A 10938-nucleotide genomic window follows, 5' to 3' on the forward strand; every position below is an offset into this window, starting at 1 on the left:
GCTCGGCCCGGCCGACGGTACGGCCGTGGGCGCCGTGGTCGACACGGACGAGGTGTCCGTACGGGACGGCGCCGACGAGCTGTGTCTGTCGGTCGAGGCCGAGGGACAGCCGGTCTCCGTCGCGCTCTGGCGGAACCTCGGAGGCTTCCCGGAGGACGCGCCGTACCGCTCCATCGGTGTCGAGCCGATGCTCGGCCGGGTCTTCGACCTGGCCCACGCGGAGGAGACGGACGCGGCGCGCGTGCCCGCGTCCGGCGAGGTCCGCTGGCGGCTCACGCTGTCGGTGCGGCAGCACGCCTGACACGGCGGCACTCCTGAGGCGGCATCACCCATGAACAGGAACAAGGAGAAGAACCTGTGGATCTGCTGAGCGCGCTGCGCGCCCACCGGCTGGTCGCCATCGTGCGCGGAGACGATCCGGACGCGGCGCTGAGGACCGTACTGACACTCGCGGAGGAGGGCGTCGCCCTGATCGAGGTGTCGCTCTCCGGCCGGAACGCGCTGGATGTCATCGCCCGGGCCCGGACCGCTCTGGGCCCGGACGCGCCGCTCGGCGCGGGCACGGTCCTCGGTCCCGACGACGCGCGTGCCGCACACGACGCGGGGGCCGACTTCATCGTCACACCGGCGGTCGGCGACGGCATCACCGTGGCCCGGGAGCTGGGCATGCCGGTGCTCGCCGGAGTGATGACACCGACCGAGATCCTGAGCGCGCTGCGGCTCGGCGCCGAGGCGCTCAAGATCTTCCCGGCCGGGCAGACCGGAGGCCCGGCGTATCTGAGGGCGCTGCGCGGGCCGTTTCCCGACCTCCCGTTCGTCCCGGTCGGCGGAGTGGACGCGCCCGCCGCGCGCGAGTATCTGGCGCTGGGAGCGGTGGCGGTGGGCGTCGGCTCGCCGTTGATCGGGGACGCGGCGGACGGCGGTGACATCGACGGACTGCGGGCGCGGGCAAGGGAGTTCCTCGCCGTGGTCCGCGAGCGGGCGGAGCAGAAGCGATGAACGGCATCGGCGCAAACGGCAGTAGGGCGGACGGCACCGGGGCAGACGGCACCGGGGCAGACGGCGACAGGGCCGAGGCCCGTTGGCCGGACCGGCTCGAACTGGGCGAGGGCATCCGCTGGATCGACGGCCGGGTCGTCCTGGTCGACATCCTCGCGGGCCGGCTGCTCGCCGCGCCGCCGGCCGACCGGGCCGGACAGGGCCTGGCCGAGCTGGCCCGGCTGCCCGTGGCCCTCGGCGCGGTTGCTCCGGTCGAGGGCAGGCCCGGGACCTGGATCGCGGCGGCGGGCCCGGGGATCTGTCTGCTCGACACCGGGAGGGACGGTGCCGACGGAGACTCGGCTGACGGCGTGCGGTGGCTGGCGCGTCCGGAGGACGGCGCGCCCGTACGGATGCGGATGAACGACGCGACCGCCGATCCGCACGGCCGCTTCTGGGCGGGCAGCATGGCGTACGACGGAGTGGAGGGCGCCGGATCGCTCTACCGCGTCGACCGCGACGGAACGGTGGTCCGAGCGCTGAGCGGCATCACCGTACCGAACGGCCCTGCGTTCTCCGGCGACGGACGGACCATGTTCCTCGCGGACAGTGCACGAGGGCTGATCAGGCGTTATCCGGTCGATCCGGCGAGGGGCGGGCTAGGTGATCCTTCGGTGTTCACAACGCTGGACGCGGGCGGTCCGGACGGCATGACCGTCGACGCGGAGGGCGGTCTGTGGGCCGCCGTCTGGGGCGAGGGCGTGGTCCACCGCTACCGCCCGGACGGCGCCCTGGACCAGATCGTGCCGGTGCCCGCGTCGCAGCCCGCCGGAGTCTGTCTGGGCGGAGAGGACGGCCGCACGTTGTTCGTCACGAGCGCCCGTACGGGTCTGTCCCGGCCGGGACCGCTCGACGGCGCGGTCTTCGCCGTACGAGTAGAGGTGCCGGGCCTGCCGACGGCGTCCTACCGCCCGGAGACGAAAGCCGCGTCATGACCTCCGTACACGATGCCTCCGCACACCATGCCTCCGCACACAACGGCCGACGGCTCATCGGCACCGGGCCCGTCGTCTGCGTCGGAGAGACGATGGCGGCGCTGGCGCCCGAGCCGGTCGCGCCGCTCGACGACACCGAGTTGCTCCGGCTGGACATCGCGGGCGCCGAGTCGAACGTGGCGATGTATCTGGCCGACCACGGCGTACCGGTGCGCTGGATCTCCGCGCTCGGCGACGATCCGTTCGGCGCGCGGATCCGGCGGAGGGTGGCGTCCTCCGGCGTGGATGTCACCGGCGTACGGACGGATCCCACACGGCCCACCGGCCTGCTGATCAAGAATCCCGGCGCCGACGGCACCCGTGTCCTCTATTACCGGCGCGGCTCCGCCGCCTCCGCGCTCGGCCCGGACGTACTGCGGTCGACGGCCGTACGGGAGGCGGGACTTGTCCATCTCACCGGTATCACTCCCGCCCTCTCGGCAAGCTGTCTGGCCCTGGTGGAGGAGGCACTCGCGCCCGACCGGCCCTGTCCGGTCAGCTTCGATGTGAACCACCGCGCGGCGCTCTGGACCGGCCGCTCGGCGCCGGAGATCCTGCGTACCCTCGCCGACCGCGCGGATCTCGTCTTCGTGGGCCTGGACGAGGCCCAGGCACTGTGGGGCCCGGCGGTGACGGACGCGGCGGCGGTGCGCGCCCTGCTGCCCGGCCCGCACACCCTGGTCGTCAAGGACGGCGCCCGGGAGGCCACGGCCTATCTCGGCCCGGTGCCCCACTCCGTCCCGGCCCCGCGCGTCGAAGTGGTCGAACCGGTCGGCGCGGGCGACGCGTTCGCGGCCGGCTTCCTGGCAGGACTACGGACCAACGGCGATCCCGTACACGCCCTGCGCCTGGGCCACCTCACAGCCGCATCAGCCCTACGCGTCACCGCGGACCACGGCCCACTGCCACCGCCGGCCCGGCTGAGACAACTGCTGACGGCGGACGAGGAGACCTGGGCGACCCATCAACCCACGTGACCGGCCCGAATACCAACGATGAACGTCTGGACCCCAGCACGGCTGACAACGAGCGGAGACTGTTCGGGACGCTTGGAGTCACGAATGGCCACCTGCTCGCGGAACACGGCGACCTCAACACAGTCGTTGTCCCCGCCGCTGTACGAACTCTTGCGCCACCGGGCCTGGGTAAGGTCGAGTTCGCGGTTCACTGAGGCAACTCCCTGATGATCTGTTCGATTCGGGCCCGGGTATCGGAAGGGCTGAGCGCCAGAGCGCGCAGATGGTCGAAGACGTCCGCGTACCCGTCCACGTCCCCCTGCCCTTCAAGGTAAACAGAGTTCTTGCGAAGCTCCAGCCACACCAGGTCCGGATTCGGTTCCGGGAAGCTCATGAGCACGAACGGGCCGTAGAAGCCAGGATGCGCTCCGCAGGCCAGTGGCAGCAACTGAACCGTCACATGGGGCAGTTCATGGAGGTCAACCAGTTTCTGGAGCTGGTCCCGCATGATTGCCGGGGAACCGATCTGGCGGCTCAGAGCGGATTCATCGATGATCGCCCAGAACCTTACGGGGCTGTCCCCTCCGAGGCGCTCCGCCTGTCGCTTCATCCGTACGTCGACCAGTGGCTTGACCTGTCGCGAGGTAAGGTCCAGCCTCATGCCTCCAATGACCGCCGCCGCGTACTCCTCCGTCTGGAGCAGGCCGGGCACCAACATTGGTTGGTAACTGCGCATGGACACCGCGCTGGCTTCCAGAGCCAGGTAGCCGTCATATCGCGTCGGGCTGAGCACAGTTGAGTACTTCCGCCACCACGGCTTGCTCTGTGCTCGGTCGGCCCGTACGAGATCGAGGATGTCCTCGCGCAGGGCCGGGTCCTGGACGCCGTAGCAGTCGAGCATGGAGTTCACCATGACCGGCGTGGTCCCGCGATCACCGTTCTCCAGGCGGCTGAGCGTCCCCTGATGCACTTCGATCCGCGCCGCCACCTCCGCAAGAGTGAGCCCTGCTTCGTCCCTCAACTCACCCAATCGCTTTGCAAGTTGACGTCGGTAGACCGACTGCGGGGCCATGCCCCTCTTCCATGCCATGCCGGACATTCTGTCGTCTCCAGCATCGGCTCCACAACTCGTTCGGGTCTAAATTCCAGGAATGTTGCCCGGAATAAATCCTCATCAGGCATCCTACTCATAGGCCCAACGCCGTGGCCCGTTCCAACGACACGGAGGCAGCAATGGACAACCTCACCCGCTGGACCAGCGGTACGCCCGCTCTCGACCTGCTCGTCCCGGATCCCACCGGCCTGCCTCCGCTGTGTGACCGGGAAGAGTTCTCCGTTCTCCTCAAGGAGTTGGTCGCCGACACCGCTCCGAGGCTGTTCGCCGTCGCCCAGGAGTACGGCGACCGGGTCGACGGACGAGTCGCCGCCTGGGGCATGGCGTTCGAGGACCACGCCGAAGTGATCAGCGTCGACGGCCACCGCCGGCACCGCGTCCCGTCCCCCGAACGCGCCCTGCGCACCTACCGGTTCGGGACACGGATCGTGCCGCACCTGATGTGGCCGTAAGGTCCCCTCACGAGGCCCGCTCGTTGCTCGGAGTACGACTACCGCACGCAGAAAGCCCCATGACCCGGTCCTCGGGTCATGGGGCCTGTGGTGCATCCGCCCGGTGTGGGGCGGTGATCAGACGTTGAAGCCCAGTGCGCGGAGCTGTTCGCGGCCATCGTCGGTGATCTTGTCCGGGCCCCACGGCGGCATCCAGACCCAATTGATCTTGAGTTCGCTGACGATGCCGTCCGTCGCCGCCTTCGCCTGGTCCTCGATCACATCGGTCAGCGGACAGGCCGCCGACGTCAGAGTCATGTCCAGCGTCGCGTTGTTGGAATCGTCGATGTGGATGCCGTAGATCAGGCCGAGGTTGACGACATCGATGCCCAGCTCAGGGTCGACCACGTCGTACAGCGCCTCGCGGACCTCGTCCTCCGAGGCCGGCTTGATCGTCAGGGTCTCGTTCTCGCTCATGCCGTCTCCTTCGTCGCACTGTCGCCCAGGGCCTGGGCCGTCGCGTCCTTCCACGCCATCCAGCTCAGCAGCGCGCACTTGACACGGGCCGGGTACTTGGAGACACCGGCGAACGCGATCGCGTCCTCCAGCAGCTCCTCCATCGCGTCGTCCGGCTCCAGCTGGCCCTTGGAGTGCATCAGCTCCAGGAAGGTGCCCTGGATCTTGTGCGCCTCGGCCAGTTCCTTGCCGACCAGCAGGTCGTTCAGCACGGATGCGCTGGCCTGGCTGATGGAGCAGCCCTGGCCCTCGTACGAGACATCCGCGATCCGCGAACCTTCGTACCGCACACGCAGCGTGATCTCGTCACCGCAGGTCGGGTTCACGTGGTGCACTTCGGCGTCGCCGTCCCGGAGACCGCGCCCGTGCGGGTGCTTGTAGTGGTCCAGGATGACGTCCTGGTACATCGAATCCAGCTTCACGGACAGCCTCTCAGTCCTCAGTCCTCATCCGAAGAATTGACGGACGTGCTCCAGGCCCTCGACCAGGGCGTCGACCTCGGCCGGAGTGGAGTACAGATAGAAAGACGCTCGCGTGGTCGCGGGAATTCCGTACCGCAGGCAGACCGGCCGGGCGCAGTGATGGCCGACCCGGACCGCGATGCCCTGCTCGTCCAGGACCTGGCCCACATCGTGCGGATGGATGTCGCCGAGTGTGAAGGAGATCGTGGCGCCTCGGTCCTCGGCCGTCGCCGGACCGATGATCCGCAGGTCCGGGACCTCCAGCAGCCGCTTCACCGCGTATTCGGTGATCGCGTGCTCATGCGCGGTGATCCGCTCCATACCGATCGCGGAGAGATAGTCCACGGCCGCGCCGAGCCCGACGGCCTGGGCGATCGGTGGCGTACCCGCCTCGAACTTGTGCGGCGCGGGCGCGTACGTCGAGGAGTGCATCGAGACGGTCTCGATCATCTCACCGCCGCCGAGGAACGGAGGCAGGTCCTCCAGCAGCTCCTGACGGCCCCAGAGCACACCGATCCCGGTCGGTCCGAGCATCTTGTGACCGGTGAACGCCACGAAGTCGGCCTGGAGCGCCTGGACGTCCAGCACCTGGTGCGGAGCGGCCTGAGAGGCATCGATGCAGACCAGCGCACCGACCTCCTGGGCCCGGCGGACTATCGCCTCGACCGGGTTCTGGGTGCCCAGGATGTTGGAGACCAGCACAAAGGAGACGATCTTGGTCTTCTCGGTGATGATCCGGTCGATGTCCGAGAGATCGAGACGGCCGTCGTCGGTGATGCCGAACCACTTCAGCTTCGCGCCCGTGCGCTGCGACAGAAGCTGCCACGGCACGATGTTGGAGTGGTGCTCCATCTCCGTGATGACGATCTCGGTGTCGTGGTCCACCCGGTAGGGCTCGTCCGCCCAGCCGAGCATATTGGCCACGAGGTTCAGCGACTCCGACGCGTTCTTGGTGAAGATCACCTCGTCGCGGCTGGGAGCGTTGATGAAGGCGGCGACCTTGTCGCGCGCGCCCTCGTACAGCGCCGTGGCCTCCTCGGCGATGGTGTACACGCCTCGGTGGACATTCGCGTTGTGCCGCTCGTAGTACTCGTTGAGCGCGTCGAGCACCTGGCGCGGCTTCTGCGAGGTCGCCGCGGAGTCCAGGTACACAAGCTTCTTGCCGTCGTGGATCACCCGGTCGAGGATCGGGAAATCCTTGCGGATCGCCTCGTCCAGCAGACGGTCCGACGCGGTGAGGCCCGACGTGGTCAGGTCCGAAGCGGTGAGAAGGCCCGGCAGTTCCGTCACGCGGGTACGCCTCCCTTCACATACGCCTCGTAGCCCTCTTCCTCCAGCTTGTCGGCCAGTTCCGCGCCGCCGGACTCGGCGATACGGCCCTGTGCGAAGACATGCACGAAGTCGGGCTTGATGTAGCGGAGGATCCGCGTGTAGTGCGTGATCAGCAGCGTGCCGACCTCGCCGGTCTCGCGGACGCGGTTGACGCCCTCCGAGACGACCCGCAGCGCGTCGACGTCGAGGCCGGAATCGGTCTCGTCGAGGATCGCGATACTCGGCTTGAGCAGTTCGAGCTGAAGGATCTCGTGGCGCTTCTTCTCACCGCCGGAGAAGCCCTCGTTCAGATTGCGCTCGGCGAAGGCCGGGTCCATCTGGAGACGCTCCATGGTCTCCCGGACCTCCTTCACCCAGGTGCGCAGCTTGGGGGCCTCGCCGCGTACGGCGGTGGCGGAGGTGCGCAGGAAGTTGGAGACGGAGACACCGGGCACCTCGACGGGATACTGCATCGCGAGGAAGACACCGGCGCGGGCGCGCTCGTCGACGGTCATCGCGAGGACGTCCTCGCCGTCCAGCGTCACGGTGCCATCGGTGATCCGGTACTTCGGGTGGCCCGCGAGGGAGTACGCGAGCGTCGACTTGCCGGAGCCATTGGGGCCCATGATGGCGTGCGTCTCGCCCTGCTTGACGGTCAGGTCGACGCCCTTGAGGATCTCGCGGGGGCCGGCCTCGGCCTCGACGGAGACGTGCAGGTCGTGGATTTCAAGCGTTGCCATGGGTGCCTCAGGACTCCTGGGTGACGGAGACGAGCACATCGTCCCCTTCGATCTTTACGGGATATACGGGGACGGGGCGCGTCGCGGGCAGACCGGACGGCTTGCCGGTACGCAGGTCGAAGCTGGAGCCGTGCAGCCAGCACTCGATCATGCAGTCCTCGACCTCGCCCTCCGAGAGCGAGACATTCGCGTGCGAGCAGATGTCGTTGATCGCGAACACCTCGCCTCCGGTACGGATGACGGAGACGGGCGTGCCGTCGACTTCCACCCGCTTCGGGGTGTCCTCCTCCAGCTCGCCCAGACCGCAGACTCGGACGAAAGCCATCGGCCCGCTCATGACACGGTCTCCAGCTCCGCCTCGATCTTGGCCATCAGCCGCTCCTCGACGTCCGGCAGACCGATCTTCTGGACCAGCTCGGCGAAGAAGCCGCGGACCACCAGCCGGCGGGCCTCGGTCTCCGGGATACCGCGGGCCATCAGATAGAAGAGCTGCTCGTCGTCGAACCGGCCGGTGGCCGAGGCATGGCCGGCGCCGACGATCTCACCGGTCTCGATCTCCAGATTCGGCACCGAGTCGACCCGCGCGCCGTCCGTGAGGACCAGGTTGCGGTTCATCTCATAGGTGTCGGTGCCCACGGCCGAGGACCGGATCAGTACGTCACCGATCCAGACGGCGTGTGCGTCGGTGCCCTGGAGCGCGCCCTTGTAGGCGGCGTTGGACTTGCAGTGCGGCGCGTTGTGGTCGACGAAGAGCCGGTGCTCCTGGTGCTGGCCGCGGTCGGTGAAGTAGAGGCCGAACAGCTCGGACTCACCGCCGGGCGCCGCGTACCGCACCTGGGGCGTGAGCCGTACGACATCACCGCCGAAGGTGACCACCACGGACTTGAAGGAGGCGTCCCGGCCGACCAGCGCGTTGTGCTGGGCGACATGGACGGCCTTCTCGTCCCAGTCCTGGAGCGAGACGACGGTCAGCTTGGCACCGTCGCCGAGGAGATAGTCGACATTGGCCGCGAGCACGGCGTCGCCGGTGTGGTCGATGACGACGACCGCCTCGGCGAAGGCGCCCAGTTCGACAATCTGATGGCCGTAGGCGGTACCGCCCTCGCCGTGGACGGCGATCCTGATCGGCTCGCTCAGCACGGTCTCCTTGGGCACCGAGACGACCGAGGCCTTCTCGAACGAGGAGAACGCCTGGGCGGCGACCCGGTCCACCGGCGTACCGGCCTTGCCGATCCGCGCGTCGTCACGGCCGACGGTCTCGACGACGACGCCGTCGGGCGCGGTCACCTCGACCGTGACGCCGTCCGCCGCGACGGCGCTGCCATCGTGCAGCCCGCGCAGCCGCTCCAGCGGCGTGAACCGCCACTCCTCCTCACGGCCGTGCGGGACGGGAAAGTCCGCCACGTCGTAGGAAGGGGGCGCGCTCATGCGCGTGGCGACGGTCGACTCGGCGGCCACCGCGATCGAACCGGCGGTGGTGGAACCCGCCGGAATGTTCTGAGCCTCAGCCATGGCTGTCGTCGTGCTCTCTCTCTGCCTCTGCGTAAGGAATAACGGTCACCGGCCGAGCTGCCGGCCTGGCGTGGATCAGCCGACGGAGCCTTCCATCTGAAGCTCGATCAGCCGGTTCAGCTCCAGCGCGTACTCCATCGGCAGTTCCTTGGCGATCGGCTCGACGAAACCGCGCACGATCATCGCCATCGCCTCGAACTCGGAGAGACCGCGGCTCATCAGATAGAAGAGCTGGTCCTCGGAGACCTTGGAGACGGTCGCCTCGTGGCCCATGGACACGTCGTCCTCACGGACGTCCACATACGGATACGTGTCGGAGCGGGAGATGGTGTCCACCAGCAGCGCGTCACAGAGCACATTGGACTTGGAGCCCTCGGCGCCCTCGCCGATCTCGATCAGACCACGGTAGGAGGTACGGCCGCCACCGCGCGCCACCGACTTGGAGACGATGTTGGACGAGGTGTTGGGGGCCATGTGGACCATCTTGGCGCCGGCGTCCTGGTGCTGGCCCTCGCCCGCGAAGGCGATGGACAGCGTCTCGCCCTTGGCGTGCTCGCCCATCAGATAGACGGCCGGGTACTTCATGGTCACCTTGGAGCCGATATTTCCGTCGACCCACTCCATCGTCGCGCCCTCGTAGGCGACGGCACGCTTGGTGACCAGGTTGTACACATTGTTCGACCAGTTCTGGATGGTCGTGTAGCGGCAGCGCCCGCCCTTCTTGACGATGATCTCGACCACGGCGCTGTGCAGCGAGTCCGAGGAGTAGATCGGGGCCGTACAGCCCTCGACGTAGTGGACGTAGGCGTCCTCGTCGACGATGATCAGCGTCCGCTCGAACTGGCCCATGTTCTCCGTGTTGATACGGAAGTAGGCCTGGAGCGGGATGTCGACGTGCACGCCCTTCGGCACATAGATGAACGATCCGCCGGACCACACGGCCGTGTTCAGCGAGGCGAACTTGTTGTCACCGACCGGGATGACCGTGCCGAAGTACTCCTGGAACAGCTCCGGGTGCTCCTTGAGCGCGGTGTCGGTGTCCAGGAAGATGACGCCCTGCTCCTCCAGGTCCTCACGGATCTGGTGGTAGACGACCTCGGACTCGTACTGCGCGGCGACACCCGCGACAAGGCGCTGCTTCTCCGCCTCCGGGATACCGAGCTTGTCGTACGTGTTCTTGATGTCCTCGGGCAGTTCCTCCCAGGAAGCGGCCTGCTTCTCGGTGGACCGTACGAAGTACTTGATGTTGTCGAAGTCGATGCCCGACAGGTCCGAGCCCCAGCTCGGCATGGGCTTCTTGTCGAACAGGCGCAGACCCTTGAGCCGCAGCTTCAGCATCCACTCCGGCTCGTTCTTCTTCTCCGAGATGTCGCGGACGACAGCCTCGGAGAGCCCGCGCTTGGCCGCGGCGCCCGCGGCGTCGGAGTCGGCCCAGCCGAATTCGTACGTACCCAGACCCTCGAGCTCGGGGTGGGCAGTCTCCGTGGGGAGCGTCATTCGGGGTTCCTCCCGGCTGTGCTTTCAGATGCGTGGTGGGTGGTCTCTTGGGTGGCGCTGGTGCGGGGGATGAACGTCGTACAGACACCGTCGCCGTGGGCGATGGTGGCCAGCCGCTGCACATGGGTGCCGAGCAGCTGGGAGAAGGACTCCGTCTCCGCCTCGCAGAGCTGCGGGAACTGCTCGGCGACATGGGCGACCGGGCAGTGGTGCTGGCAGAGCTGCTCGCCCTGCTGGTTGGGCGCGCTACGCGCCGTAGCAGCGTACCCGTCGGCGCTCAGCGCCCTGGCGAGGGCCTCGGTGCGCTTGTCGGGCTCGGCCGACTCGACCGCCGAGCGATAGGCCTCGGACTGGTCGGCGAGCCGGGCCCGGGCGAAGGCCGCGACGG

The 10938-nt window shown here is 68.1% G+C and carries 14 protein-coding genes and 1 pseudogene; 5 read left to right on the plus strand and 10 right to left on the minus strand.

From position 1 onward, the window contains the following. The 4 genes and pseudogenes from GA0115259_RS01110 to GA0115259_RS01125 form a co-directional block, all read left to right on the plus strand. A pseudogene (locus GA0115259_RS01110) lies at nt 1-301 on the plus strand (hypothetical protein); the annotation flags it as partial. Nucleotides 302-357: 56 nt separating this feature from the next. Further along, the gene (locus tag GA0115259_RS01115; protein ID WP_093589432.1) at nt 358-999 is read left to right on the plus strand and encodes a bifunctional 4-hydroxy-2-oxoglutarate aldolase/2-dehydro-3-deoxy-phosphogluconate aldolase; all 642 of its coding nucleotides are present in this window, start codon (nt 358-360) and stop codon (nt 997-999) included. Then, on the plus strand, nt 996-1973 hold the full coding sequence (locus GA0115259_RS01120; protein ID WP_093589435.1) for an SMP-30/gluconolactonase/LRE family protein: 978 nt from the start codon (nt 996-998) through the stop codon (nt 1971-1973). Before GA0115259_RS01115 ends, GA0115259_RS01120 begins: the two co-directional genes overlap by 4 nt. Then, nucleotides 1970-2989: a sugar kinase gene (locus tag GA0115259_RS01125; RefSeq protein WP_093589438.1), complete on the plus strand. Its 1020-nt coding sequence runs from the start codon at nt 1970-1972 to the stop codon at nt 2987-2989. Before GA0115259_RS01120 ends, GA0115259_RS01125 begins: the two co-directional genes overlap by 4 nt. On the opposite strand, the gene GA0115259_RS01130 is transcribed toward GA0115259_RS01125, so the two are convergent. Both GA0115259_RS01130 and GA0115259_RS01135 read right to left on the minus strand, forming a co-directional pair. After that, nucleotides 2977-3180 carry a DUF397 domain-containing protein gene (locus GA0115259_RS01130; RefSeq protein ID WP_093589441.1) on the minus strand — a complete coding sequence of 68 codons (204 nt, stop codon included), beginning with the start codon at nt 3178-3180 and terminating at the stop codon, nt 2977-2979. The genes GA0115259_RS01125 and GA0115259_RS01130 overlap by 13 nt on opposite strands. Next, nucleotides 3177-4040 (minus strand): helix-turn-helix domain-containing protein, encoded by an 864-nt coding sequence (locus tag GA0115259_RS01135; protein ID WP_256097865.1) that lies wholly within the window; start codon nt 4038-4040, stop codon nt 3177-3179. The genes GA0115259_RS01130 and GA0115259_RS01135 overlap by 4 nt, the downstream gene beginning before the upstream one ends. Nucleotides 4041-4201: 161 nt before the next feature. Between GA0115259_RS01135 and GA0115259_RS01140 the strand changes: the two genes are divergently transcribed. Beyond that, nucleotides 4202-4534, plus strand: a complete 333-nt coding sequence (locus tag GA0115259_RS01140; protein WP_202449532.1) for a hypothetical protein — start codon at nt 4202-4204, stop codon at nt 4532-4534. A 117-nt stretch (nt 4535-4651) separates the two neighbouring features. Here GA0115259_RS01140 and GA0115259_RS01145 read toward each other — a convergent pair whose 3' ends face one another. The 8 genes from GA0115259_RS01145 to GA0115259_RS01180 form a co-directional block, all read right to left on the minus strand. After that, complete coding sequence (locus GA0115259_RS01145; protein WP_093589444.1) at nt 4652-4990, minus strand: metal-sulfur cluster assembly factor; 339 nt, start codon at nt 4988-4990, stop codon at nt 4652-4654. Beyond that, entirely contained in the window at nt 4987-5451 is a 465-nt protein-coding gene (gene sufU, locus GA0115259_RS01150) for a Fe-S cluster assembly sulfur transfer protein SufU (protein WP_093589447.1), read from the minus strand. The genes GA0115259_RS01145 and sufU overlap by 4 nt, the downstream gene beginning before the upstream one ends. Before the next feature lie 24 nt (nt 5452-5475). Continuing rightward, a complete protein-coding gene (locus tag GA0115259_RS01155; protein WP_370746952.1) occupies nt 5476-6744 on the minus strand; it encodes a cysteine desulfurase in 1269 nt (422 codons plus the stop codon). A 32-nt stretch (nt 6745-6776) separates the two neighbouring features. Next, complete coding sequence (sufC, locus tag GA0115259_RS01160) at nt 6777-7541, minus strand: Fe-S cluster assembly ATPase SufC (protein WP_093589450.1); 765 nt, start codon at nt 7539-7541, stop codon at nt 6777-6779. A 7-nt stretch (nt 7542-7548) separates the two neighbouring features. Further along, nucleotides 7549-7866: a bifunctional 3-phenylpropionate/cinnamic acid dioxygenase ferredoxin subunit gene (locus GA0115259_RS01165; protein WP_093589453.1), complete on the minus strand. Its 318-nt coding sequence runs from the start codon at nt 7864-7866 to the stop codon at nt 7549-7551. Nucleotides 7867-7874: 8 nt separating this feature from the next. Continuing rightward, the gene (sufD, locus tag GA0115259_RS01170; RefSeq protein ID WP_093589456.1) at nt 7875-9053 is read right to left on the minus strand and encodes a Fe-S cluster assembly protein SufD; all 1179 of its coding nucleotides are present in this window, start codon (nt 9051-9053) and stop codon (nt 7875-7877) included. A 75-nt stretch (nt 9054-9128) separates the two neighbouring features. After that, nucleotides 9129-10550: a Fe-S cluster assembly protein SufB gene (gene sufB / locus GA0115259_RS01175; RefSeq protein WP_093589459.1), complete on the minus strand. Its 1422-nt coding sequence runs from the start codon at nt 10548-10550 to the stop codon at nt 9129-9131. Then, on the minus strand, nt 10547-10938 hold a 392-nt coding region (locus GA0115259_RS01180; protein WP_370746951.1), incomplete at its 5' end, for a helix-turn-helix transcriptional regulator. The genes sufB and GA0115259_RS01180, both read right to left, overlap by 4 nt.

It is taken from the genome of Streptomyces sp. MnatMP-M17, from assembly GCF_900091995.1.
GTDB lineage: Bacteria > Actinomycetota > Actinomycetes > Streptomycetales > Streptomycetaceae > Streptomyces.